The following is a 24,403-nucleotide window of genomic DNA, read 5'->3' as shown; positions in this document are numbered from 1 at the left end:
CCGCCGGAGGGAGCGCGTTGGTCCGCAGCGCGTAGCAAGAACAATGGCGAGATTATAAGAATATGGCTTCGGACAGACAGAATCTGCAGGACGCGTTCCTGAATAATGTACGGAAAGCAAAAGTCCCGGTCACAATTTTCCTGATCAACGGTGTGAAATTGCAGGGTGTGATCACCTGGTTCGACAACTTCTGCGTATTGTTGCGCCGCGACGGACAGTCGCAGCTGGTCTACAAACACGCGATTTCGACCATCATGCCATCGCAGCCGATCAGCCTGTATGAGGGCGAAGACGCCTCTTGATGGAACATGAAAGGGTGCGCACCCGTGCGTGGGTGCTGCATCCGGAAATCAAATCAGATGAACAGCGCCGCGTTCCAGGACCGGCGCTGGCAGAAGCGGTGGCGCTGGCCGCTGCATTGCCCGACCTTGATGTGATCGGATCCGAAGTTGTGCGCTTACCTCGAGCGCAGGCCGGTTTTCTGTTCGGTAGCGGCAAGATCGAGGAACTGGCCGAACGGTTGCACGAGAACGAAGTCGAGCTGGTTTTGATCGACGGATCGGTTACGCCTGTTCAGCAACGCAATCTTGAAAAGGCGTGGAAGGTCAAGATCCTCGACCGGACCGGGCTGATCCTCGAAATCTTCAGCGACCGTGCGCGCACCCGTGAGGGCGTTTTGCAGGTGGAAATGGCCGCGCTGAGTTACCAGCGGACCCGGCTGGTGCGTGCCTGGACCCACCTGGAACGGCAGCGGGGCGGATTGGGCTTTGTGGGTGGCCCGGGTGAGACCCAGATCGAAGCTGACCGTCGGGCCATTGATGAACAACTGGTGCGCTTGCGTCGTCAGTTGCAGAAGGTGGTCAAGACCCGCACGCTGCATCGCGCGGCGCGGGCCAAGGTGCCATATCCGATTGTGGCGTTGGTAGGCTATACCAACGCGGGCAAATCAACCCTGTTCAACCGCCTGACCGGGGCTGATGTCATGGCCAAGGATATGTTGTTCGCCACGCTTGACCCTACCATGCGTCGGGTCGAACTGCCCGATGGTCCCGAAGTGATCCTGTCGGACACGGTGGGGTTCATTTCGAACTTGCCCACCGAGTTGGTCGCCTCCTTCCGTGCGACGCTGGAAGAAGTTCTGGGTGCGGATATCGTGGTTCATGTGCGCGATATCAGCCACGATGAATCTGAGGCGCAGGCGAAGGATGTCGAAACTATCCTGACTTCACTGGGTATTGACGATGCGCGGCCCCGGATTGAGGTCTGGAACAAGATCGACCTGCTGTCCCCGGATGAGCGCGAAGCCGCGATGGCGCGGGCAGAGCGGGATCAGGGGATTTTCGCGATTTCAGCCGTCACCGGCGAAGGGATCGCCCCGCTTTTGGCGGAAATTGCCGTCACGCTACAGGGCGTACGTTCTGAGGCAACGCTGGAACTGGGATTTGCCGAAGGCAACAAGCGCGCGTGGTTGTTCCGCCAGGAGGTCGTGCAGTCCGAAAAGCAGACCGAAGATGGCTTTGTGATCGACGTGCTGTGGACAGAGAAACAAGCTTCGCAATACGCAGCGCTTTGAACCCTGACTGGGGAAGAACTTTCCTATACCCATCGAACAAAGTGGTCCGTGATCAGCCGTCAATCTGGCGCTGAAAATCCTCGGCATCGAACCAACCCAAAGAGTTCTGGACCTGGTTGGTGTCGGTCATTTCCCATTCTTCCCAGCCCCGCGTCACGACGTGATTGCCGGTTTTGGAATGGTGCCCTTCAAGGGTCCAGACAAATATTGCGTGGCTTCCCGCCCAGCGAAACATGTCGCAGCGGACCTCAAGATCGGGGAAATCAGTGTAAAACCCGCGCGCCATTTCCGCCACCGCAGCGCGGCCAATGATCGGTTCTCCACGGTTGATCGTGATCTGTCCGTCGGGCGCATAGAAACTGGCAACGGCCTCGGGGTCGCCCGAGCTCCAGGCGATCGCATAATCCCGCGCGAGATTGTTCAGCTTATCCCGGATACTGGCCATTTGGTCCCCCGCACACAAATCCTAGGCCTATGGATCGTATGCCAAACGCCATTCAGCGTCCACGCGATGGAAAATAAACGGGCGAGGTCTTGCCGAAGCACGGAACTTAGCGGGGGATAAGGGTGGTCACTCCGACGGCGGCTGCATGTGCCAGGTCAAGGTCCAGGGACATCGGGATGTATTCACCCCGACGCCAAAGCTGGGCCTGATCGTCATAGTAGCGTGACAGGAAGTGACCCGACTGGCCCGTAGCCGTGATAAATACCGAGCTGTCGGGATCCGCAAAATCATAGACGCCACGATAGCCCGCACCGTGCACGTTCTGGAACGGATCAGGGCCTTCACCCGACGTTCTGCCGCGCAGCAGGGTATTGTCGCCACCGCTGGTGGACTGCCGGATGTTCACAAAGAATCGCAGCACCGGAACCGATCCCAGAACCGGGTGGTCATGTGTCGCTTGGTGCGCGTCACCCCAGCGCAGGGATTCCAGTGATCCTCCGTATTTTTCGGAAATCCAGATCAGCGCATCGTCCAATGCCATGCGTGCCATATCGGTGCAGGTCTCTGTCGGCGCGCTCTGACGCACATTACACCAGGCCGAAGCTCCGTCGATGTCGCGATAGACACGTTCGATGAACAGTGGTTCGACATGTTTGTATTCAGCCGCCAGGGGGCCAAGCTCATCTGCGATCAACCGGATTTGCAGCGCCCGAACCCAAGCAGCATAGATCAGGGGCTCTGGCAGGTGTTCATTCATCTCGCCATTCCACTCGGCCAAAAGGTTCAGCGCGATCTGGCGCTGGCGTTCCTGGGTGCCTTCGGGGGCAGAGGCGCCGGTGTACCACAGATCAGCCCCGATCAGCGGCAGCAGAGAGCGGGCGGTAAAGCTGACAGTGTCCAGCTGTGCCTCGATAAAGCTGTCGCGCGTGTGTACCTCGCGCGATTGCATCAGCCGTTCCCAGCGATGGATGCGCTGCGTATCCCCCCATTCATATGAGACATGTTCGGGAAATGGCCGGTCGATGATCTTGTTGTTTGTGTTGCCCAGAATGCCGCCCGCAGGTGCGACGAATTCGGGGTTGTCAGCATAGGGCAGGCGGCCTTGCCACCGGTTTTCGGCCAGCCAGCCAGGCGTCGGAATACGCCCCCGGCTTTGGTTCTTTGCGGCACGGTGCGGCATTGCGCCGATCAGCTTCATGCCGATGGTGTCCTTGTCGACCAGTGACAGGTTCTGAGATGGCGCCATGAACAGCTCGGCTGCGGTGATGGCTTGTCGGACAGTGTCCGCATTCATCAGCGCCATTGAGGCTGACATGGATGTGTCCTGTGCGCTCAGGGCTGTCCAGGACAGCGAGGCGACATGACCCGGCGGCGTGATCGTCCCAAGATCGTAATGGGTACCCGGCAGAACCGGTCCGTTCTCGGTCCAACGCAGGGTCAGAGTGATTGGGGCTTCGTCTTTGATCTCGATGATCGAAGGGCGGCTGCGAAAGGTCTTGTATCCTTCGGGGGTCAGGTATTCCTCGGGGTTTTCTGGGTTCAACTGCTCGATATGGATGTCCTGATCATCCAGATAGGATGAGGTCAAACCCCAGCCCAGTCGATCACTGCGTCCAGTCATCACCGCCGGGATGCCGGGGATCGTGGCACCGATCACGCCGCCTTTGGCCAGTTCCAGACGGGCCAGATACCAGATGCCCGGCGCTGTGAAACCCAAATGCGGGTCATTGGCCAGAAGCGTCCCTCCGCTGGCAGATCTTGTGGGCGCGGCAGACCATGCGTTCGATGCTCCGGCCAATCCGCGCTTTGGAAAGGGCGAGATGGGCATGTCCGGCATCGACGATCCGGCCGCATATCTGGGCAGGTTGGGAAACAGGGCGGCGTATTCGGGCAGAGCGGCGATTCCCGGCCCGGGGACATCAGGCAGAATATCCGCCAGTCGGGTCTGGTCATCCAGCATAAGCGATGTGCGCGCGCGCAGCACTTCATCCTCAAGATGGCCAGAAAGTTGCAGGCTCATGAGTTTGATGACGGCCAGGCTGTCGCCCGGTTGCCAGGGCGATACAGGCGCATTGAACAAAAACATCTCTGGCGCACCACGGCCCAATGCGTTTTCGTTAATCTCGGCCAGTCGTGCATTCACCCCGGCAGCATAAGCGCGCAGGGCCTCTTTGGTATAGTCGTCCTGGGCTTGTACCGACCGGTGTGCAAGCCCGTACAGATCAAACCGCCGCAACAGCTTGTCGATATGAACAGTGCGAGCGCCAAAGACTTCGGACAATCGTCCCTGCGCTGTCCGGCGCAGAACGGTCATCTGCCAGAGGCGATCCTGTGCATGGGCATAGCCAAGCCCAAAGAAGACATCCGGGTCTGATGCGCCCAGAATATGGGGAACATTCGCTGTATCCCTGACAACCTCAACCGGCGCAGTCAGGCCATCAACTTTAACGGTCTGATCGTAATCCGGCAGGGATTGACTGGCCAGAAAATACACCAGCATCACAGCCGCCAATGTCAGCAGAACAAGACCCGAGGCGATACGCACTAGCCAGCGAAAGACAATTCCCATCAGCGGTCACATTTCCGTTCACTCTATGATTGTGCAGACACTAGAGGATGGCTGGACGGATCGAAAGAGGAACCGCATGAGAACATGCGTGTTTACCGCAGTTTGAATGAAAAACCCCGCCTCGGGCCAAAGGCCGAAAGCGGGGTTTCTTGAAGGGGGAGGGTAGTCCGGTATCAGGGAATGATGCGGGTGTATTTCGTGCCTTCGACCGTCGCGCCGAACTTTAGCCCTGCCTGTCCGAAGACCGCCGCCAGAACCGGCGAACGCAGGGTGGTGGTGTCGGTCGACAGAGAGTCGCCCGTCGCATCGACCACGTAGCCGACTTCGGCCCCGGCGGTCCATCCGTTGGAACGGCGGAAATCGTTCAACGCATCCTGTGTCATGAAGAACAGGACATGCGCATATTGCTGGGCACCGATTTGCAGGCCAGCGGTTCCCGAAATTGCGGAATAGTAATCAACTGTCGCGCCCTGAATGCGTAGCGCGCCTGTGCCGTAGGCACCGCCAAAGACGATTAGTCCGGCATCGGTTATCAGAGGCATGACCAGCATGCCGTTGGCCTTGTTCGCGATTTCGAGCGTGTTGGGGTAGGTGGCGTACATCTGGTTCAATGTCGCATCCACACGGGCGTCAATCGTCGCTGCGTTGGAACTGCCGACGCCATTGCCGCAGGCGGCGGTCACTGACAGACCGGCCATGCCAAAAGCAAAGCCACGACGGCTTAATCGAGTAGGTTTGGAACTGCTCATGTTTTTTATCTCTGTATAAATGCCTGATTGTCGGGTGCTCCCGATCTTGTCCGCAAGAATACGCCGATTGTCGCCTCGTGTCACGGGAAAGCTGCCGGGTGACCAAAAATCGTCGGCGAAAAATCGCGGAAACGCGGGGGATTAGCCCTACAGGATCCGGGCGGCCTGAGGCGCGAAATAGGTCAGGATCCCGTCGCAGCCCGCCCGTTTGAACGCAAGCAGACTTTCGAGCATGACCTTCTCTCCGTCGATCCAGCCGTTCTGAGCCGCGGCTTGTATCATCGCGTATTCGCCTGAGACTTGATAGGCATAGGTCGGCGCGCCAAACGTGTCCTTGACCCGGCGGCAGATGTCCAAATAGGGCATGCCGGGTTTGATCATGACCATGTCTGCGCCTTCGGTCAGGTCACGCTCGATCATGCGCAGCGCCTCGTCCGAGTTTCCGGGGTCCATCTGATAGGTCTTTTTGTCCCCCGTCAGCGCGCCCGAGGCGCCCACTGCATCTCGGAACGGTCCGTAGAACGCACTCGCATATTTGGCCGCATAGCTGAGGATCATCACGTTGTGATGGTCTGCGCCTTCCAGGGCGCGCCGCATTTCACCGATCCGGCCATCCATCATATCTGACGGTCCGATGATGTCGGCGCCCGCATCTGCTTGCGCCAGCGTCATCTTTACCAGCGCCTCGATCGTTTGATCGTTTATGATCTCACCATCGACCACATAACCGTCGTGGCCGTTGATATTGTATGGGTCCAACGCCACGTCCGTCATCACCGCGATATTGGGTGCGGCTTTCTTGATGGCGCGAATGGCTCGGTTGGACAGGTTATCGGGGTTCCACGCTTCGGCGCAATCTTCGGTCTTTAGGGATACGTCGGTGTAGGGAAAGATGCAGATTGCCGGAATTCCCAGGGCCTGCGCTTCGACCGCAGCCTGTGCGATTAGATCGACCGAGCGGCGCATGACACCAGGCATCGAGGGGACAGGCTCTTCAATACCTTCGCCGTCTCGGACGAAAACCGGCCAGATCAGATCATCGGTGGTCAGTGTATTCTCGCGGACCAGCGCCCGCACCGCCTGTGATTGGCGTGTTCGACGAAAACGGGCCAGAGGATAGGGGGCAATGGTCGGTTTCATGACGCGCTCTCCTTGTAAATTCCAGCATTGGGTGGCATGAATTCCGTGTAGTCTCAAGGGTAACGATGGACGCGTCTTTGCGAAGAAGGTCCCTGAAGACGGAAATTAAGGGCTGACGCGTGGACTTATACTCTTCGATTTTTGAACTCATCGACATGCGCAGCTTTTCGAATCTCTGGTATTGGATCGGGCTTGCGGTGTTGTGGTCATCGGCCAGCCACTGGGCCATGGGCGTGCCGTATGACCTTGTTGTGCGCGCACGGCGGGTAGGCGGGCAATCGGAACAGGATTTGATGGATATCGTCCGCATTAACGGAAACCGATTGCTCTATATATTGGATGTATCCGGCCTCGCGATATTAGCGTTTAGTTGTTTTCTGTTCACGGGTCTCGCCACTTTGGGGTTCTATTACGGTGTCGAATTCGCGCAGGCCGTGTTTTTGTTGCTGTTTCCGATTTGTCTTGTCGTGCTGATCAATGTATCAGCCGCGCGGAAACTGCGCCGGGAAACACCCAGTCTGGAGTATATTTCCAAGATTCTTACGCGCTGCCGGATCTATACCCAGATAGTTGGTATGATTTCGATCTTGATCACTTCGCTTTGGGGCATGTACCAGAATTTTTCCATCGGCGTCCCGGGTTGGTAAAATCAGAAAGGCTTGGCGATGTCGGGTCCGAACCAAGTAATCGTTGGCGGCGCCCCCGAAGGGTTTGACGCGCAGCTTGTCCTGAATGAGCTGGCGCGCTCGGGCGGGCCGGTGTGCCATGTTGCGCGTGATGACAAACGGCTTGAGGCGATGCGCGCGGCGCTTGCCTTTTTTGCGCCTGACATGCCGGTATTTGTGTTCCCGGGTTGGGATTGTCTGCCATATGATCGGGTATCGCCCAATGCCGATATCTCGGCTGCGCGTGTGGCGACCCTGGCCGCGCTGGTACACCAGATGCCGCAGCAATACGTGCTGCTGACAACTCTGAACGCGGCAACCCAACGCGTGCCCGCCCGTGCAGTGCTGCGAGAGGCGGCGTTTACCGCCCGCGTCGATCACCGCATTGATGAAACCGCGCTGCGGAATTTCCTTGTGCGCATGGGCTTCACGCAAAGCCCCACGGTGATGGAGCCCGGCGACTATGCCGTTCGAGGGGGCATCATCGACATTTTCCCGCCCGGCGAATCCGGGCCGGTGCGGCTGGACCTGTTCGGGGATGTTCTGGATGGAGCACGTCGGTTTGATCCGGTGTCGCAACGTACGACCGAAAAGCTGGCTGTTGTGGAGCTGGCGCCAGTGTCCGAGGTCATTCTAGATGACGCCGCCATCACCCGGTTTCGGCAGAATTATCGCATCGAGTTTGGTGCGGCGGGCACCGATGATCCCCTGTACGAGGCCGTCAGCGCAGGCCGCAAGCATCAAGGCATCGAGCATTGGTTGCCGTTCTTTCACGAAAAGCTTGAAACGCTGTTTGATTATCTGCCTGGTGCCACAATCTCGCTGGATGATCAGGTCACGCCTGCGCGTTTGGCACGTTGGGAAACCATTGCGGATCAGTACGAAACGCGGCGGCTCGCACTGGAGAACCGGTCGCGCATGGACACGGTGTATAAACCGACACCACCGGGCCTACTGTATCTGGATGACACTGCTTGGGAACAAGCTGTCGGCGATAGGCGCGTTCTGCAATTCAATGCATTGCCTCAGGCCCTTGGGCCCGGGGTGATCGATGCTGGTGGTCGGATCGGGCGCAACTTTGCCCCGGAACGCCAGCAGGAAAACATCAGCTTGTTCGGAGCACTGGCCAGCCATATCACCGACAAAATGGCCAAGGGGCCGGTTCTGATTGCCTCTTATTCCGAAGGGGCCCGCGAACGTCTGACTGGGCTGATCGAGGATGAAGGCCTTGCCGAGGCGATCCCCGTGCCCGACGGTACGCGCATCGGCAAACGCGGGCTGCATCTGGCCGTCTGGGCGCTGGAGCACGGGTTCGAAACGCCCGACCTGACCGTGATCGCCGAACAGGATGTGCTGGGCGATCGGCTGATCCGGCAACCCAAAAAGCGCCGCAAGGCCGAGAATTTCCTGACCCAAACTCAATCCCTTAGCCCGGGTGATTTGGTTGTCCATGTGGATCATGGCATCGGGCGTTATCTGGGGATGGAAGTCGTGACGGCGGCCGGTGCCGCCCATGAATGTCTGCTGCTGGAATACGCAGAACAATCCAAACTGTACCTGCCAGTCGAAAATATCGAACTGCTGTCGCGATACGGTCATGATGAGGGTCTGCTGGACCGATTGGGTGGCGGCGCGTGGCAGGCCAAGAAGGCCAAGCTGAAAGAACGTATCCGCGAGATGGCGGATAAGCTGATCCGCATCGCTGCCGAACGGGCCTTGCGCAAGGCCCCGATCATGGACCCGCCTCCGCACGCGTGGGAGGAGTTCAGTGCGCGCTTTCCCTATCAGGAAACTGACGATCAGCTGCGCGCAATCGGTGAGGTCATGGAAGACATGCATTCCGGCGCGCCGATGGATCGTTTGATTTGTGGCGACGTGGGCTTTGGCAAGACCGAGGTCGCAATGCGTGCCGCTTTCGTTGCCGCAATGTCGGGCGTGCAAGTGGCGGTGATCGCACCGACAACGCTGTTGGCGCGTCAGCACGCGGCCAGCTTCAAGGATCGCTTCCGGGGCTTCCCGCTTGAGGTGCGGCAGCTGTCCCGCTTCATCTCGGCCAAAGAGGCGCAACAGATCCGTGATGGGTTGGCGCGCGGCACAGTGGATATTGTAATCGGCACCCATGCCTTGCTGGCAAAAGCGATACGGTTCAACAATCTGGGTCTGCTGATCATCGACGAAGAACAGCATTTCGGTGTTGGCCACAAGGAGCGTCTGAAACAGCTGCGTAGCGATATCCATGTCCTGACCCTGACCGCGACGCCGATTCCACGAACGCTGCAACTGTCCCTGACCGGCGTGCGTGACCTGTCGATCATCGGCACACCTCCCATCGACCGGCTGGCGATCCGCACCTATGTCAGTGAGTTCGACGGGGTCACGATCCGCGAAGCCCTGCTGCGTGAACATTACCGTGGCGGGCAGAGTTTCTATGTCGTCCCGCGCATCTCAGACCTACCCGAGATAGAGGAATTCCTGAAAGAGCAACTGCCCGAGCTGACTTATATGGTGGCGCATGGGCAGATGGCGGCTGGGGAACTCGACGATCGGATGAATGCGTTCTACGACGGGAAATACGATGTCTTGCTGGCCACCACGATTGTGGAAAGCGGGCTGGATATCCCGACTGCAAATACGATGGTTGTGCACCGGGCGGATATGTTCGGGCTGGCGCAGCTCTATCAGATCCGCGGCAGGGTCGGGCGGTCGAAAACCCGCGCCTATGCCTATCTGACAACAAAACCGCGCGCCCGTCTGACTGCCACGGCCGAAAAACGCCTGCGCGTTCTGGGCTCGCTCGACACGCTGGGGGCGGGGTTCACGTTGGCGTCTCAGGACCTTGATATTCGAGGGGCGGGTAACCTGTTGGGCGAGGAACAGTCGGGCCAAATGCGCGATGTGGGTTATGAACTCTACCAGTCGATGCTGGAAGAGGCGATTGCCAAGATCAAAGCCGGTGAGATGGAAGGCCTGTCGGATGCAGATGACCAATGGGCGCCGCAGATCAATCTTGGCGTCCCTGTCCTGATCCCAGAGGATTATGTGCCCGATCTGGATGTCCGCCTGGGCCTGTATCGCCGTTTGTCGTCGCTGTCGACCAAGGTGGAATTGGAAGGCTTCGCCGCTGAATTGATCGACCGCTTTGGCACGCTGCCGAAAGAGGTCAACACCCTGATGCTGGTCGTGCGCATCAAGGCGATGTGCAAACGGGCGGGGATTGCAAAGCTAGATGGCGGGCCCAAAGGCGCGACGATCCAGTTTTACAACGACAAATTCGCCTCGCCTCAGGGGCTGGTCGAGTTCATCCAGAACCAGCGCGGGTTGGCCAAGGTCAAGGATAACAAGATCGTCGTGCGCCGCGATTGGAAGAAGGACAGCGACAAGATCAAGGGGGCCTTTGCCATCGCCCGTGATCTGGCGGAAAAGCTGGTGGCCGAAAAGAAACGAGCCAAAGCCTAGTCACCGCTGACAAAGGTGCACAACTGCCATTCGCCAGTTTCGGATTTTGCCAATGCTGCCCGGTAACCAGTCATAGGCCACAGGAAATCGCTGTGCATATAGCCCTGGCCGCCGTCTGTCAGCAGAACCCTCTGGTACTGCGCGATGGGGGAGAAGTCGCGGATGATGACGACCTCATAGCTGATGAGGTCCAGTATCGCCGCGCCTCGATTTGGTGCGTTGCGCAGAGTTACATCCTGAGCGGTCACAAAATAGGCCAACGCCGGATCCAGCGAAGCGGGTAGGGTGAGCTGCCATTGGTGGGGCATCCAGAACTCGCCATCTTCGTTGAAATAGCCAGGCTGTGTCAGGGTATTTTCCAGATCGGACCAAAAGGTTTCAACGACCTTTTCCCTGTCATCATCATCTTGCTCTGACGTTGCCGGTCCGGGAGTAAGATACTCGCGCAGCTCGTCCGGGCCGCCATTGCCGCCGTGGCTAAGGTAAATATCCGGGCAGGCAACAGACAGCACGCCTTCGATGTCGCGCTCGGCTACCATGTTCAGCAGGTTTGCCCGGAACGAGACGAGGGTGACATCCCGCTCGGCCTCGTTGACCGGCGGAAAGGATTGTCGATCCGCCAGCGCCGGGCTGCAGAGCAAAGCGAGCAGAAAGGCGTATCTCATTCGGCGGCCCTCATGGCGGCTTGAGCACAGAAACAGGACGCGCCAACAGCCCGGTCCGCACGAGCCAGAGCCAAATCCAGCCGTTGCCTGATCTGCACGATCTCAACCGTCTCACCGCGCGCCTTCAGGCAGTCATGCAGGCCCTTGAGGCTCCAGACATTGTCAGGATGGACAGAGGCACGGCTGAGCGTACCGCCCAACCCCAAATCCTCGCGGTATATGGCCTCGGCTTCGGCGGTATGCCCTTGTTCGAACAGCAATGCACCCAACGCGTGTCGAGTGGGCTGCATCCATCCCCATGGCTCGTCATAGGGCAAGGTGTCGTCCAGTTCGACCGAGCGGCGCAGATGGGCGTAGGCCGCATCGTAGTTTTCCATGCGATACTCGATTTCGCCACGCAGCATTTCGCGGGCAATGTCCAGCAGGTCGATCACGCGGTTATTGTGCAGCAATCGCGTTTCTGGCACGCGGGCCTTGGCAGCGAGGAACAACTGCTCTTCGGCTTCGGCTTCGCTGACCTGCCCAGTGGCGGCAAAAGCAATGGCCCGGGCATAATGCGTGGTTGCCGTGAGAGTGCAGTACAGTTCGGGGTCCGAGGGCAGCTCAAGCGCCATTGCCTCTTCCCAACGGCCAAACCGGATCAGGATATGCGGGCCCATTGACATGTAACTTTCGAAGAAATCCGCCATAGGCGGGCTTTCTATGCGCAGCATGTCTTCGGGTGTGGTGTCCCACAATCCCTGATTGGCCCGCAGAGCCGGTTCCATCTGTCCCAGAAATAGGGCGCCATATATGACAAAATGATAATTGTGCTGGCGGTAGCCGGTGTAGATGTTGAACGCGCCTTCGCGTTCGTAATATTTCAGGTCGGCCTCAACGGCTTTTTGGTTCCAGTGGACGACGTTCTGGTAATGGCCGCACAGCACATCGATATGGGTGGGCATATGCACCAAATGGCCCGCATCGGGAACCAGCGTCCGCAGAACATCCCCCGCTTTCAGCGCTTTTTCCGGGGTCGGAGACATCTCCATCAGGTGGACATAAAGATGCAGTAACCCGGGATGAGACATCGCTGCTGGATCATCAGCCATCGCCTCCTCCAGCGCATTTTGCGCCTCGACCGTGGCGGCCCCTTCGGCGGGCTGGCCGGTCGTCAAATCCCACATTTGCCAGGGAGTGAGGTTCAAAAGCGCTTCGACATAGATCGTGCGCAGGTCCAGATGAGCGGGCTGCGATGCAAACGCTGCGCGCATAGCATCGGCAAAATCGTTATCCCAGTTGTGCATGTCGTCAATGGCTTCGCGCTGGGGATAGCGGGCGGGAAGCGCGCGGATCAACGCTCGTTCAACCGGCGTACATTCGCCCACAAGAGACATGGCCAGCTGCGTCGCATCATAGGCCAGCGTCAGCGCCTTTTGCCTGCCTGCGTCATCGTGCAGGTCCCAGGGCATGTTGTAATTCGGCCCCGCCGCATAGGCGACGCCCCAATGGGCCATGGCGCAGTTCGGGTCATGCTCTAGCGCGCGCTGAAAACAGACGACGGCCTCTTCGTGGTTATAGCCATAGGTCCAGACCAGCCCCCGGTCGAACCACAGTTGCGCATCGGGCGAAGAGGTGCTTACCGGACAGGAATGCGTGCCCAGATCGTAGTAGTCGCTCATTGAAAATCTCCCCTCGAAACAAGGGGAGGATAACGTGTTTCACGCGCTCTGCACAGATCAGGCGGGCAATCTGTCTTCTATCCGGCCCATATACAGCATCAGGCCGAACCCCATCGTGCACATAGTCAGGACACCTATTGCCAAGGGCAGGATCGATCCGTCAAACAACTGTCCCAAGGGGGCTGCTACTGCAGCGGCCAGAACGGTTGATACCGCGCCTATGACTGACGCTGCCATGCCCGCAATATGGCCCATCGGCTCCATCGCTATGGCATTCAGGTTGCCCATCGTCATACCGGCCATGAAGAACACGGCAGTCTGCCAACTGACAAAAAGCGCAAATGAGGCGCCATCAGAAAGGTCCAGACCATTCATTACCATGACAAAACACGTAAAGATGATCTGTGCGCCCAAAGTCCAGGTTACAATCCGGCGCATCCCCAATCGGATGACCAAAGTCGCGTTCAACAAACTGGCCGAGCCAGCCATCAGAGCGACGAAACCAAACCAGAATGGGAAACTGTCTGCTCTGTCGTAGATGATGTCATAAACAGGTTGTACCATCGTCAGCATGGTGAACAGCATCCCAAGGCAAAGCGTTTGCACCATGATCGAAACCCGCACAGTCGGGTGTGCAAACATCTGCCGCGCGGCATCAATCATGAGCGGCAGGCGCAGGGGACGGCGATTTTCGGGTGCCAGAGGTTCGCTCAGACGCAGGCCCATCCACGTGATGGTGATCAAAGAGAACAACATGAACGAAGCGAAGATGCCACGCCACCCGGCCAGAGCGATCACCCCGGCACCCATCATGGGCGCGATGGCGGGAACCAGCGTAAAGATCATCATGGCAATCGAGACGATGCGGGCCATCTCACGGCCGGAATAGAGGTCACGGATAATGGCCATGGCCACCACGCGTGGGGCCGCGCTGCCGATGCCTTGAAAGATGCGCGCAATCAACAGCATCTCAAGCGAGGAGGTGGCCCAGGCAACTGCGGCAGACAGGATATACAGCGCAGAGCCGACGTAAATTACCGGCTTGCGCCCGAATGCATCCGACAGAGGGCCGGTGAAAAAGGTGCCGATCCCCATGCCCAGCACAAATGAGGTCAGGATCAACTGCGCCTTGTTTGCATCACCGGGGCTGAGTTGCGCGCTGATCTGCGGCAGGGCGGGCAGCATCGAGTCGATAGAAAACGCGATTGTCGCAAACATCATTGCGATCAAAGCGACAAATTCTCCGCGCGGCATGCGATTACTCATGGGGCTCTCCTGACCCGTTCGCGCTATCACAGCGGATTGGGCACGGCCAGTGGTCAGAATGCACAGGAGGCTGTGCTATTTTGCAGGGGAAGTCTCGATTTGAGACATGATTTCACCGATCACGCGTTCCCACATTTCCGGTGGTTGCGCGCCGGGGACAGCATGTTGGTTGGCAACGATAAAAGTCGGTACCGACGTCACACCCATCTGCCGGGAATGCGCGTCACGGTTGCTGATGTCTGTGCGGTCGGCGTCGGATTTCAGCAGCTTCATGACGACGGCGGCGTCCATCCCCTGACTGTCGGCAATATCCGCCAGAACCTCGTGGTCGCCGATATCGCGACCCTGTACAAAATAGGCCTGAAACAGGGCATCAACTATAGCGTTCTGCTTGTTTTCGATCCCGGCCCAGTGGATCAGCCGATGAGCATCCAGCGTGTTCGGGGTGCGCTTCATCCCCTCAAAGTCGATGCCCAACCCTGCATTTTCGGCATGCTCGACCACCGGGGCATACGCACGGATGGCTCCGTCTTTGCCGCCGAATTTGCGCTCCAAGTATTCGCGCCGATCCATGCCTTCGACCGGCATATCGGGGTTCAGCTGAAAGGGGTGCCATTCAATGATGAATGGATGGTCCGGAGTTGCGGCCAACGCCTTGTCCAGATGAGTCTTGCCAATATAGCACCAGGGGCAGATCGGGTCAGACATGATGTCGAGCTTGACGGTCTGGGTCATGTATTGGTCGCCTTGAAATAGGCCGGCAGCGCCCGGCGCAAAAGTTTACCATTGCCGCCTGTTGGCAGCTGAGGCAGATGGATAAAGGCGCGCGGTTGCTTATAGCGCGCCAGATTTGTCTCGACATAGGCGCGCAGGGCGTCCTCGTCCAGCTTTTCCGGCCCGGTATAGAAGGCCACTATGACAAAACTGTCCTGCTTGACCTCAACGGCGGCCGCGCCGACCTGCGAGATGCCGGGATATCGGGACAATGTGGCCTCGACCTCGATCGGTGAGACCCGGTAGCCGCCTGCATTCATCATATCATCGTCTCGGCCAAGATAGGTGATCTGTCCATCAACTGCCATTGCACCCTGATCGCCGGTCAGAAACCACTCGCCCTGCATCCTGGCCTGTGCTTCGTCCGGCGCGTTGAGATAGGTCAGCATTAGGCCGGGGTCTGATCGGTGGATGGCGATGGTCCCTTCTTTCCCCTGTGGAACCGGCCCGTCTGGACCCAGAATTGCCACACGCCGCCCCGGTTGTGGTTGCCCCAGTGCATCGCCACGTGCCGGATAGGCTGGGCTTGAAGAGATGAAGGTCGAGCATTCGGACATTCCAAAAGCTTCATACAACTCGCGCCCGGTGATCCGTGTCCATTTCTGGTGCAGATGCCGTGAGAGTTTTTCACCAGCGCAAAGACCGTGCCTCAGATCGGGAAGGTGCAGATCGTTTGCTTCGTTCAAAATTTTCCGAAACACGCCCGGAGCTGCAGCAAAAATCGTGGCACGGTGATTGCGCAGCATATCGGGTAGGGTCGACAGATCGGTGCCGGGCTCCGGTATCAGCGCTGTCGCGCCAATGGTCCAGGGATCCATCAGTCCTGTCCCCAACGTATAGGTCCAGTTGAACGCACCTGCATGGCACAATCGATCCGTTTCCTGCAGGCCGTACCACCCATCCACCATCATCTGCCGCGCCCAAATTGCACGATGGGCATGTGCAACGGCCCTTGGCTTACCCGAGGTGCCAGAAGTATAGACCACATAAGCCATGTCTTCGGGGTCGCCCATCCGAAACTCGGCCAGAGGTAGATCGCGCATCTCGCGCAGTTGGCTCAAAGATATTTGGTTCGGGTGATCCGCGCTGGCGATATCGGGATCGCGGAGTATGGCGGCGGGCTTCAGATCTTGGATGATCTTTGCCGTTTCCGGCTGTGTCAGCTGTGACGATGTCGGCACGGGTACAATGCCGACCGCGATTGCACCCAGATAGGTTATTGGGAAATCAACCGTGTTCCCCAAACGCATCAAGACCAGATCGCCCGGTTTCAAACCGGCCCGCAGCAGACCTGTACCGGTTGCAAGGATCGCGCGTTTCAACGCAGCAAAGCTCCAGTTCTGTGCCGACGTTGCGCCAAGTACCGACAAGGCAATCTTGTCGCCATTGCGATCTGCTTGACGCAACACATGCGCGGCCAGATTGAAAGGGGTGGGGCAGGCCTTGGGCGGGCCTTGATCGAACAGGGAAAGCATGGCGTCTGGCTAACGCGGCAACTGCTGCGTTGCAAGCGGGACAGGCTGGCCCTATAGAGTGGCGCATGAGAACCAAAGAGCAGACATCTCTGATCCGAATTGCCCGAAACTCGGGCGAGCATACAGAGGTTGAACCGCTGGACCTTGGCGTCCGTGTGCGTGAATTGCGCAAGGCGCGTAACTGGACTTTGGAACAAGCGGCCAATCAGGCGGGATTGGCGCGTTCAACGCTCAGCAAAATCGAAAACGGGCAGATGTCGCCTACATATGATGCGCTGAAGAAGCTGGCGATCGGGCTGGAAATCTCTGTTCCGCAGCTGTTCACGCCGCCGCAGCGCGAGCAGGTGATCGGGCGTATGGCTGTGACCCGGATGGGGCAAGGCACCAGCCACGCAACCACAACATACGAGCACGAACTGTTGGCTGAAACGCTTACGAAAAAGCAGATGCTGCCCTATCGCGCCCGTGTACGTGCCCGGTCGATGGATGAGTTCGACGGGTGGGTCCGCCACGATGGCGAAGAATTCCTGTACGTGCTGACGGGTGTTGTTCGCCTGTATACCGAGTTCTACGAACCCGTTGAAATGCGCCGCGGTGACAGCGCCTATTACGACGGCAGCATGGGGCATAATGTCGTTTCGGTCAGTGAAGAAGACGCGATGATCCTGTGGGTGACGTCACTTACCTAGATGTTTGGTGACTTCACGGGTTAGCGCTTCGGTGAACAGGAAATCCTCAAGCTCTTCATGTGCTTCGTTTACCGTCAGATGATGACGTTCGGCCAGATAAGCCTCGAATTGCGCACGGTCGCGCCCGACCGCATCCATGTCTCGGTCGCGCAAATTGGGAAACCGCCGTTTTGCACGGGCGTACATTTCATTCCAATCTTGCGTCAGATCGTTCCACTTAAACATCTATTGGGCTTTCTGTTTGTCTGGCTACAGATCTGCTCGGCCCTGAATTCAGGGTACGAATGGTGTTTGCAGGTAGGGCTATGGCAAAATGTCGCACCTTGAGCGTGCGAAGTTTAAATCAGTTAGGCCCGCCACAGGAAATCTGAGACGGGCCTACGGACCAAATAGTTTTGAGTGAGTGGAGGCTGGTCCGAAAATACTGTTCCTGATATTGTAACACAGCTATGTGTCGGTAATGTTTGGCGTAATTCAAATTGGATACATTTGTACTAGTCGCAGGCTATATCTTTCGAACCCGTTACGTAAAGCCCCTTGTTGAAATTTTTCAAATTTGTCTGAAACTAGGGATCGCATCAATTTATAGCGGAATGCCCACAGCATTTACCTGCATGTCGTGGTACTGCGGGTCTGTGCCAGAATCCGCCGAAGGGTATGAGACCCACACAGCAAACGCCGAACGGGTCTTATTGCATCACATCTGCAGCGGTTGCGATCCTCTGGAACGAGATTGGCACGGACAGTTAGCAATTAGGAAAGGACGGGGCCGCCTCTTTTGAGGCGCTATTCCTCGTACCACCAGACCTGCGGCATGTATTCCGGCCCGTCACCGTATATGGGCAGGGTTTCCGGCTGTTTCAGCTCACGCGCATGTGCAATCCGGCCGACGTCAAAGCTCCAGATCGGGATGACATACCGGCCAGCGGTTAGAACGCGATCCAGCGCGCGGGTCGCAGACACGAAATCTTCGTGGCTTTCAGAGGCCAGCATCGTATCGATTAAACCGTCCACTGCTAGTGACTGAACCCCCATCAGGTTACGTGTTCCTGCCGTGTCGGCATTTTCACTGCCCCAATACAGGCGTTGTTCGTTGCCCGGCGACAGGGAAAGAGCCCGGCGAAATGGGGTCATGTCAAAATCATGGGCATCCATCCGAGAGGTGTATTGTGCGTCGTCGATTTTTTCGACTGTAAGCTCGATGCCAAGCCGTTCAAGCGTACGCGCATAGATTTCTGCGATGGTTCCGACATTCTGGACAACGTTGAGGCTGCCCTGGCTGATGACCATGTCAACGATGAACGCTTCGCCATCTGCGTTTCGCAACACGCCATCCTGAACCGTCCAGCCAGCCTCTTGCAGAAGCTTGGTTGCCTTGCGCAGATTGGCCCTGTTGCGTTCCGAACCGTCACCTTTCGGAAGCTCGTAACCTTCCAGTGTACCGGGCAACAGTGTATCGGCGTATGGCTGCAGCAGCTCAGCCACCTGACCGGCGGCAGTACCGGGCTGCATCGCCAGATCCGAGCCCGAGAAATACGAGGTTATCCGCGGTTGCGCGCTTCCGGTGACGGTGTCGTTGATGAATTCGAAATTGAAAGCCAGAGTCAGAGCCTCGCGCACGCGCCAATCATCGAAGGGTGGCTTGCGCGTATTCATGACAAATCCGGTCATGCCCGAAGGCTTGCGATGCGGGATTTCGGTTTTCACCACATCGCCGCGCTGTACCGCGGGGAAGTCATACTGGTTGTTCCACTTATCGGCGTTAAACTCGCGCACGGCTGAGAGCTCGCCTGCTTTGAAGGCCTCGAATGCGACTGTGCCATCCCCGTAGAACTCGATCCGCATCTCATCCAGATTCATGGTGCCGCGCCGAAACGGAATGTCAGCGCCCCAGTAATCCGGATTGCGACGCAGGTTCACATACCGTCCAGCTTCGTACCCGTCGATGACATACGGTCCAGACCCCAGGGGGATGTCTTGCAGCGGCGCGTCGGCAAAGTCTTTACCCTCCCACTGTGCCTTCTGAAGGATCGGACGCATCCCGGCGATCAGCGCAAGCTCGCGGTCGGGGTCGTTAAACGTGATGCGGACGGAACGCGGTCCGGTTTGTTCGATACTGTCGATCTTTCCCCAAAGACCGCGATATCTCAGATGCCCTTCGGTTCCCAAAGTCTCATATGACCAGATGACATCCTCGACAGAGACCGGTGATCCATCCGAGAATCGGGCATTCTCTCGCAGGGTAAATTCGACCCAGGATCGGTCTAGAGCCGTCTCAACTGATTCGGCTAACAACCCGTAAAGAGTGAAAGGTTCGTCCCAGGAACGCCCCATCAGGCTTTCATGGGTCCAAAATCGCAACTGCCAGGGTGACGTGCCTTTTTGCACAAACGGGTTAAGACTGTTATAGCCGCCGGTATTTCCAAATACGACTTTGCCGCCTTTGGGTGCATCAGCATTGACATAGGGTAGCGACACAAAATCCGGTGGAAGGGCAGGGTCACCATACATAGCTATGCCATGGGTCGATTCTGCATGGGCTGCTGCAACGGCAAAAACACTAACGATTCCCGCGATCATAGGGCGAACGGGGCGAAGAAAATCGGGGCTCATTTTGGAAACAATCCTGCTCTGGCCTTATTTTGTTGGGATTCACCGTACCGATGATTTTTCATATTATCAAACTTTTAGCTTGGACGAAGGCGTGGAATTGCTTATAAAGGGCGTACTGCTCGATAGGTTTCTTGCCTGTATGAAACCTGCCTCAATAACTTAACGCCCGCTTCGTGCGGGCGTTTTTTTTGTGCGATTTTCGCTGATACAGCGCGCCCAATCTTTCCCCGTTTTCTTTGCAGGTGCAGCATGGCACTGTGCCGTCAACACGGAATCTGACGGAGAGCACCCATGAGTCTTTCGGGCAAAACAGCAATCATCACAGGATCGAATTCGGGCATCGGGCTAGGCATCGCCCGCGAGCTGGCCAAGGCCGGGGCAGATGTGGTGCTGAATTCGTTTACTGACCGCGACGAAGATCATGCTCTGGCCGCAGAGATCGGGCAGGAAACCGGAACCAACGCGCGCTATATCAAAGCGGACATGTCCAAGGGTGACGAGTGTCGGGCGCTGATCGAAAAGGCTGGAGCCTGCGATATCCTGGTCAACAATGCCGGCATTCAGCATGTGGCGCCGATTGATCAGTTTCCAACCGACAAATGGGACGCGATCATTGCGATCAACATGAACTCGGCCTTTCACACAACTGCTGCTGCATTGCCGATGATGCGCAAGGCGGGCTGGGGACGGGTGGTGAATATTGCATCGGCCCATGGGTTGACGGCATCGCCTTTCAAAGCCGCCTATATCGCGGCCAAGCACGGTGTTGTCGGGATGACCAAAACCGTAGCCCTCGAGACCGCACAGGAGCCGATTACCTGTAATGCGATTTGCCCGGGATATGTGCTGACGCCGCTGGTCGAAGAGCAGATACCCAATACGATGAAAGAATACGATATGAGCCGTGAGGATGTCGTGAAGAATGTCCTGCTAAAGCGGCAACCTTCGAAAGAATTCGCTACGGTCGAACAACTGGGCGGTACGACGATCTTTCTGTGCTCGGATGCGGCGGCGCAGATCACCGGCACGACGATTTCAGTTGATGGCGGGTGGACCGCGCTCTGAGCCTTGGGGAGTAGGGCAGTGATACGTATCAATCTGGCTTTGCAGGGCGGCGGCGCGCACGGAGCGTTCACTTGGGGTGTGCTGGATCGTCTGCTGGACGAAGATGATATCGAAGTCGCGGCGATCACCGGAACATCGGCAGGCGCACTGAACGGTGCGGCCTATAAGTCTGGCATGGTACGGGGCGGCCGGGAGGGCGCGCGCGCCAATCTGGATGCGCTCTGGGCCCGTATGGGGGCCGTCGACGATACGATCCTGACCAACTGGATGCGTGCGTTTGAGCCCTCACATATCGCACAGTCCATCGAAAATTCGCTGCCGTTTGCTGTAGGCGACGCCTGGTCGCGGTTGGTATCTCCTTATGCCTATGGGCCGTTCTACCGCAACCCCCTGGAACCCGTGGTTGAGCGCTTTGATTTCGATGAAATATGCGCTGCCGAAGGTCCGCGTCTGTATGTCTGCGCGACTTGCGTGCGCAGCGGAAAGATACGGGTGTTCACAGGGGATGAGCTGTCGACTGAGGCCATCCTTGCGTCCGCCTGTTTGCCAACCCTGTTTCAGGCGGTCGAGATATTCGATCCAAAATCGGGCCGGACCGAGGCTTACTGGGATGGCGGATATACCGGTAATCCAGCTCTGTATCCCTTGTTCAATTCCGATCTGCCCGAGGACGTGGTGATCGTGAACATCAACCCCCTGGAACGGGAAGAAATCCCCAAGACGCCGCAGCAAATCCAGAACCGGATCAATGAGATCGGCTTTAACTCATCGCTGTTTCGGGAACTGAGGGCCATAAGCTTCGTTCAGCGCTTGCTGGAGGATGGCAAGCTGAAAGCGGGCGAAATGAGCCGTGTTCTGGTTCACATGATTGCCGATGACGCGTTGATGAATGACCTCTCGGTCGCGACCAAGACAGTGCCCAACCCTGTGGTCCTGCATAAGCTCAAAGAAGCTGGCCGCAATGCAGCTGATCAGTTTTTGACAGATCACAAGGCCGATTTGGGTGCACGCAGCACGGTCAATCTGCCGGAAATGTTTGGATAGTCATTCTGGTGGCTGGGTCGGGTCTTTGTCGTTCGGGTAAACAAGACCGGCCGAAATCACCAGTTTGGCGGCATCTTCGATCGACATGTCCAAAAGGATGACGTCCTCTATCGGAAAGAACAGCAGGAACCCCGATGTCGGGTTGGGTGTCGTCGGAATGAACACGCTGTACAGATCGCCACCCGCTTCTGCGCGTTCGTTGACTTCTCCCTTGGCGGTGGTCGAGACGAACCCGATGGCCCAGATGCCACGGCGCGGATATTGAACCAGACAGGCTTTTTCAAATGACCGTTCAGTCTGGGCAAAGACGGTCTCGGAAATCTGCTTGATGCCTGAATAGATGGACCGGATGACTGGCATCCTATTCACCAGGCTTTCGGTGAACGAGATAAAGGATCGGCCCAGGATGCCCTTGGCAACCCAGCCAACCACGACGGTGAACACCAGAAAAAAGATGACACCTACACCGCGCAGGTTGATGCCAACATATTGTTCAGGCTGGAATTGGTGGGGAACCAGCGGCAGAACCGCACTGTCGATCCAGCCGACAACAGACCAGATCAGCCAGATCGTCAACCACACCGGCGCAATAACGACGATGCCCGTCAGAAAGGACGCGCGCAGCCGTGAGAACAGGCCGGGCTGTCGGTTGGGTTCTTCGTCAAAAGGAGTGTTCATTACGGTCCTGAGTGGCTTGCGAATTTAGTTAAGCAGTCCTTGGCCTTGGTACAATAGCTATATGTTAATCCGCCTTGGCGGACAGGGCGCGGGCGATCCCGGCTGCCAGACGGGCATTGTTGCGGACCAATGCGATATTGGCGGTCAGAGAACGACCTTCGGTCTGCTCATAAATCCGTTGCAACAGGTAGGGTGTGACCCCTTTACCGCTGATCCGATGCACATCTGCATCCGCCTGTGCCGAGGCGATGATCGGGGCCAGTTCCTCGGATGGGATCTGATCGGCCTCCGGGATCGGATTGGCGACAAGTTGGCCGCCGGGCAGGCCAAGCGCGCGTCTGGTCGCATGTGCCTGCGCGATGTCTTCCGCACTGTCCATGCGCAAAGGGGCTGCCAGCGGGGATTTTGCCGACCAGAAGGCCGGAAATTCGTTCTGGCCATAGGCAATGACCGGAACGCCCAGTGTTTCCAGAACCTCAAGCGTCTTGGCCAGATCGAGGATGGCTTTGGCGCCTGCGGCAACAACCGTGACCGGGGTATGGGCCAATTCGTGCAGGTCAGCAGAGATATCGAACGAGGTCTCAGCCCCTTGGTGGACGCCTCCAATACCGCCGGTGGCGAAAACGTCGATCCCGGCGTGATGGGCGGCGATCATGGTTGCGGCGACCGTTGTTGCACCGGTCCCACCGGTTGCCATGCAGGCGGCCATATCGGCACGGGACAGTTTGGCGACCCCATGCGCTTGGCCCAGCGCTTTCAACTCTTCGGCTTCCAGACCGACGTGAAGCGTACCATTGATCACCGCCATGGTGGCTGGCACAGCGCCCGCCTCTCGGATGTCTTGTTCAACCTGTGCCGCAACCTCGATGTTCTGCGGGTAGGGCATACCGTGGGTGATGATCGTGCTTTCCAGCGCAACGATAGGTTGGCCTGCGTCTTTGGCGGCGCGGACCTCGGCAGAATATTGAATGTTGATCACAGTGGGGTTTCTCCGGAAACGTAAGTTGCGGCGGCATGCAGGGCACGTGACAGGGCCTCATCGCTTGGGGCACCGGTGGCCTCGGATGCGATATGCGCCGCCATGAAGGTATCACCCGCGCCGGTCACACGGGTGACCAGAACGGATGGGGGTTTTTGGGTCAAGATTTCCTCGGCGCTGGCAACGGTTGCTGAACTGCCGCCATCGGTCACCAGCACGCGCAGCGCGCCGCGATCCAGCAGCCCCTTGGCGGCGCTTGCCGAATCCGCGAATTCGCGCTGGCACAGGATGCCAGCCTCTTCGAGGTTCACATAAAGCGTCGCGCGGGCATGTTTGAGGAAAGGCAGCAGGCGATCGGCTTTGCCTGGAGAGGCCGGTGCCACGCGCAGGTCGGCCCCGGCGAAGGCTGGGCTTTGCGCGATTTCTTCCAAAAGCGACAGCGTCAGGTTGCCATCCAAAGCAACAGGACCATCAAATGGCATTGTCTCTGTGCCTAATGGGCCTTGCATCAGGGGTTTCAGAATTTTTGCCCCTGCAGCCTCAAGTGAATGGGCGTCCGCAATCGCGGCAATTAACCCATTGGCGCCCTCGACAGCCATATATCGGTCGGTCGGCAGGTCCTGCGAGCGATAGATGTGATCCGTTACCATCCCTAGCCGGGCGCAGGCATTGACCAGCTCATCCCCTTCGGGATCGCGGCCAATGGCGGTCAACAGGGTGGGCGTCATGCCAAACCGCACCAGTGTCATGGCAATGTTCATTGCCACGCCTCCGGGCAGGCGGGTGATCCTGCCGGGAACATCCGACCCCTGCCGCATGGCGCTGGCAGAACGTCCGATCACGTCCCACAGGACAGAACCGATACAAAGAATTTCGCTGTTCTGAGTCATGTCGACG

The 24,403-nt window shown here is 57.9% G+C and carries 21 protein-coding genes; 7 read left to right on the top strand and 14 right to left on the bottom strand.

Annotated elements, in window-relative coordinates; genetic code table 11:
* The first annotated feature begins 62 nt into the window (after positions 1-62).
* Together hfq and hflX are read left to right on the top strand one after the other, a co-directional pair.
* Complete coding sequence (gene hfq / locus AC2FLB_RS01730; protein ID WP_010440340.1) at positions 63-302, top strand: RNA chaperone Hfq; 240 nt, start codon at positions 63-65, stop codon at positions 300-302.
* The gene (gene hflX / locus AC2FLB_RS01725; RefSeq protein WP_496708514.1) at positions 302-1,573 is read left to right on the top strand and encodes a GTPase HflX; all 1,272 of its coding nucleotides are present in this window, start codon (positions 302-304) and stop codon (positions 1,571-1,573) included. The genes hfq and hflX overlap by 1 nt, the downstream gene beginning before the upstream one ends.
* A 52-nt stretch (positions 1,574-1,625) precedes the next feature.
* Here the strand turns inward: hflX and AC2FLB_RS01720 are convergent, their stop codons facing one another.
* The 4 genes from AC2FLB_RS01720 to hemB all read right to left on the bottom strand — a co-directional run bounded on the left by AC2FLB_RS01720 (position 1,626) and on the right by hemB (position 6,476).
* Positions 1,626-2,018, bottom strand: a complete 393-nt coding sequence (locus AC2FLB_RS01720) for an SgcJ/EcaC family oxidoreductase (RefSeq protein WP_496691158.1) — start codon at positions 2,016-2,018, stop codon at positions 1,626-1,628.
* Positions 2,019-2,124: 106 nt separating this feature from the next.
* Entirely contained in the window at positions 2,125-4,587 is a 2,463-nt protein-coding gene (locus AC2FLB_RS01715; protein WP_496691159.1) for a penicillin acylase family protein, read from the bottom strand.
* Between the two features lie 173 nt (positions 4,588-4,760).
* Positions 4,761-5,336: a lipid-binding SYLF domain-containing protein gene (locus AC2FLB_RS01710; RefSeq protein WP_496691160.1), complete on the bottom strand. Its 576-nt coding sequence runs from the start codon at positions 5,334-5,336 to the stop codon at positions 4,761-4,763.
* A 147-nt stretch (positions 5,337-5,483) separates the two neighbouring features.
* Entirely contained in the window at positions 5,484-6,476 is a 993-nt protein-coding gene (gene hemB, locus AC2FLB_RS01705) for a porphobilinogen synthase (RefSeq protein ID WP_496691161.1), read from the bottom strand.
* A 119-nt stretch (positions 6,477-6,595) separates the two neighbouring features.
* Between hemB and AC2FLB_RS01700 the strand changes: the two genes are divergently transcribed.
* Positions 6,596-7,123, top strand: a complete 528-nt coding sequence (locus tag AC2FLB_RS01700) for a component of SufBCD complex (RefSeq protein ID WP_142633539.1) — start codon at positions 6,596-6,598, stop codon at positions 7,121-7,123.
* Positions 7,124-7,141: 18 nt separating this feature from the next.
* Positions 7,142-10,597, top strand: coding sequence for a transcription-repair coupling factor (mfd, locus tag AC2FLB_RS01695; protein ID WP_496708513.1), 3,456 nt, complete (start codon positions 7,142-7,144; stop codon positions 10,595-10,597).
* Here the strand turns inward: mfd and AC2FLB_RS01690 are convergent.
* The 5 genes from AC2FLB_RS01690 to AC2FLB_RS01670 all read right to left on the bottom strand — a co-directional run bounded on the left by AC2FLB_RS01690 (position 10,594) and on the right by AC2FLB_RS01670 (position 16,438).
* Positions 10,594-11,262: an SH3 domain-containing protein gene (locus AC2FLB_RS01690; RefSeq protein ID WP_496708512.1), complete on the bottom strand. Its 669-nt coding sequence runs from the start codon at positions 11,260-11,262 to the stop codon at positions 10,594-10,596. The two genes, mfd and AC2FLB_RS01690, sit on opposite strands and share 4 nt — an antisense overlap.
* A complete protein-coding gene (locus AC2FLB_RS01685; RefSeq protein WP_496708511.1) occupies positions 11,259-12,923 on the bottom strand; it encodes a hypothetical protein in 1,665 nt (554 codons plus the stop codon). The genes AC2FLB_RS01690 and AC2FLB_RS01685 overlap by 4 nt, the downstream gene beginning before the upstream one ends.
* A 57-nt stretch (positions 12,924-12,980) precedes the next feature.
* Positions 12,981-14,189 (bottom strand): multidrug effflux MFS transporter, encoded by a 1,209-nt coding sequence (locus tag AC2FLB_RS01680; RefSeq protein ID WP_142633545.1) that lies wholly within the window; start codon positions 14,187-14,189, stop codon positions 12,981-12,983.
* Positions 14,190-14,264: 75 nt separating this feature from the next.
* Complete coding sequence (locus AC2FLB_RS01675; RefSeq protein WP_496708510.1) at positions 14,265-14,924, bottom strand: DsbA family oxidoreductase; 660 nt, start codon at positions 14,922-14,924, stop codon at positions 14,265-14,267.
* Positions 14,921-16,438 (bottom strand): class I adenylate-forming enzyme family protein, encoded by a 1,518-nt coding sequence (locus AC2FLB_RS01670; RefSeq protein ID WP_496708509.1) that lies wholly within the window; start codon positions 16,436-16,438, stop codon positions 14,921-14,923. The genes AC2FLB_RS01675 and AC2FLB_RS01670 overlap by 4 nt, the downstream gene beginning before the upstream one ends.
* Positions 16,439-16,503: 65 nt before the next feature.
* Between AC2FLB_RS01670 and AC2FLB_RS01665 the strand changes: the two genes are divergently transcribed.
* Positions 16,504-17,127, top strand: a complete 624-nt coding sequence (locus AC2FLB_RS01665) for a helix-turn-helix domain-containing protein (protein WP_142633550.1) — start codon at positions 16,504-16,506, stop codon at positions 17,125-17,127.
* On the opposite strand, the gene AC2FLB_RS01660 is transcribed toward AC2FLB_RS01665, so the two are convergent.
* Positions 17,116-17,352: a hypothetical protein gene (locus AC2FLB_RS01660; RefSeq protein WP_142633552.1), complete on the bottom strand. Its 237-nt coding sequence runs from the start codon at positions 17,350-17,352 to the stop codon at positions 17,116-17,118. The genes AC2FLB_RS01665 and AC2FLB_RS01660 overlap by 12 nt on opposite strands.
* A gap of 561 nt (positions 17,353-17,913) precedes the next feature.
* Positions 17,914-19,740: an extracellular solute-binding protein gene (locus AC2FLB_RS01655; protein WP_496708508.1), complete on the bottom strand. Its 1,827-nt coding sequence runs from the start codon at positions 19,738-19,740 to the stop codon at positions 17,914-17,916.
* A gap of 291 nt (positions 19,741-20,031) precedes the next feature.
* Here AC2FLB_RS01655 and AC2FLB_RS01650 point away from each other — a divergent pair, with 291 nt between their 5' ends.
* A complete protein-coding gene (locus tag AC2FLB_RS01650; RefSeq protein WP_142633555.1) occupies positions 20,032-20,805 on the top strand; it encodes a 3-hydroxybutyrate dehydrogenase in 774 nt (257 codons plus the stop codon).
* Between the two features lie 18 nt (positions 20,806-20,823).
* Entirely contained in the window at positions 20,824-21,849 is a 1,026-nt protein-coding gene (locus AC2FLB_RS01645; RefSeq protein WP_496708507.1) for a patatin-like phospholipase family protein, read from the top strand.
* Here the strand turns inward: AC2FLB_RS01645 and AC2FLB_RS01640 are convergent, their stop codons facing one another.
* The 3 genes from AC2FLB_RS01640 to AC2FLB_RS01630 all read right to left on the bottom strand — a co-directional run bounded on the left by AC2FLB_RS01640 (position 21,850) and on the right by AC2FLB_RS01630 (position 24,396).
* Positions 21,850-22,527 (bottom strand): DUF502 domain-containing protein, encoded by a 678-nt coding sequence (locus tag AC2FLB_RS01640; RefSeq protein ID WP_142633557.1) that lies wholly within the window; start codon positions 22,525-22,527, stop codon positions 21,850-21,852.
* A gap of 64 nt (positions 22,528-22,591) precedes the next feature.
* Positions 22,592-23,506 carry a pseudouridine-5'-phosphate glycosidase gene (locus tag AC2FLB_RS01635; RefSeq protein ID WP_496708506.1) on the bottom strand — a complete coding sequence of 305 codons (915 nt, stop codon included), beginning with the start codon at positions 23,504-23,506 and terminating at the stop codon, positions 22,592-22,594.
* On the bottom strand, positions 23,503-24,396 hold the full coding sequence (locus tag AC2FLB_RS01630) for a PfkB family carbohydrate kinase (protein ID WP_281972023.1): 894 nt from the start codon (positions 24,394-24,396) through the stop codon (positions 23,503-23,505). Before AC2FLB_RS01630 ends, AC2FLB_RS01635 begins: the two co-directional genes overlap by 4 nt.
* Positions 24,397-24,403 lie beyond the last annotated feature (7 nt).

The sequence above is a fragment of the Ruegeria sp. CDSA236 genome, assembly GCF_059611285.1.
The sequence above is the reverse complement of the archived record's forward strand: the minus strand, read 5'-3'. Positions and strand labels throughout refer to the sequence as shown.

Excerpts from the sequence above, each read along its gene's own strand:
- AC2FLB_RS01655 (WP_496708508.1), bottom strand. The coding sequence starts at position 19,740 with ATGAGCCCCGATTTTCTTCGCCCCGTTCGCCCTATGATCGCGGGAATC.
- AC2FLB_RS01715 (WP_496691159.1), bottom strand. The coding sequence starts at position 4,587 with ATGGGAATTGTCTTTCGCTGGCTAGTGCGTATCGCCTCGGGTCTTGTT.
- AC2FLB_RS01675 (WP_496708510.1), bottom strand. The coding sequence starts at position 14,924 with ATGACCCAGACCGTCAAGCTCGACATCATGTCTGACCCGATCTGCCCC.
- hemB (WP_496691161.1), bottom strand. The coding sequence starts at position 6,476 with ATGAAACCGACCATTGCCCCCTATCCTCTGGCCCGTTTTCGTCGAACA.
- AC2FLB_RS01710 (WP_496691160.1), bottom strand. The coding sequence starts at position 5,336 with ATGAGCAGTTCCAAACCTACTCGATTAAGCCGTCGTGGCTTTGCTTTT.
- AC2FLB_RS01630 (WP_281972023.1), bottom strand. The coding sequence starts at position 24,396 with ATGACTCAGAACAGCGAAATTCTTTGTATCGGTTCTGTCCTGTGGGAC.
- AC2FLB_RS01640 (WP_142633557.1), bottom strand. The coding sequence starts at position 22,527 with ATGAACACTCCTTTTGACGAAGAACCCAACCGACAGCCCGGCCTGTTC.
- AC2FLB_RS01680 (WP_142633545.1), bottom strand. The coding sequence starts at position 14,189 with ATGAGTAATCGCATGCCGCGCGGAGAATTTGTCGCTTTGATCGCAATG.
- AC2FLB_RS01665 (WP_142633550.1), top strand. The coding sequence starts at position 16,504 with ATGAGAACCAAAGAGCAGACATCTCTGATCCGAATTGCCCGAAACTCG.
- AC2FLB_RS01690 (WP_496708512.1), bottom strand. The coding sequence starts at position 11,262 with ATGAGATACGCCTTTCTGCTCGCTTTGCTCTGCAGCCCGGCGCTGGCG.
- AC2FLB_RS01660 (WP_142633552.1), bottom strand. The coding sequence starts at position 17,352 with ATGTTTAAGTGGAACGATCTGACGCAAGATTGGAATGAAATGTACGCC.
- AC2FLB_RS01720 (WP_496691158.1), bottom strand. The coding sequence starts at position 2,018 with ATGGCCAGTATCCGGGATAAGCTGAACAATCTCGCGCGGGATTATGCG.
- AC2FLB_RS01670 (WP_496708509.1), bottom strand. The coding sequence starts at position 16,438 with ATGCTTTCCCTGTTCGATCAAGGCCCGCCCAAGGCCTGCCCCACCCCT.
- mfd (WP_496708513.1), top strand. The coding sequence starts at position 7,142 with ATGTCGGGTCCGAACCAAGTAATCGTTGGCGGCGCCCCCGAAGGGTTT.
- AC2FLB_RS01685 (WP_496708511.1), bottom strand. The coding sequence starts at position 12,923 with ATGAGCGACTACTACGATCTGGGCACGCATTCCTGTCCGGTAAGCACC.
- hfq (WP_010440340.1), top strand. The coding sequence starts at position 63 with ATGGCTTCGGACAGACAGAATCTGCAGGACGCGTTCCTGAATAATGTA.
- hflX (WP_496708514.1), top strand. The coding sequence starts at position 302 with ATGGAACATGAAAGGGTGCGCACCCGTGCGTGGGTGCTGCATCCGGAA.
- AC2FLB_RS01650 (WP_142633555.1), top strand. The coding sequence starts at position 20,032 with ATGAGTCTTTCGGGCAAAACAGCAATCATCACAGGATCGAATTCGGGC.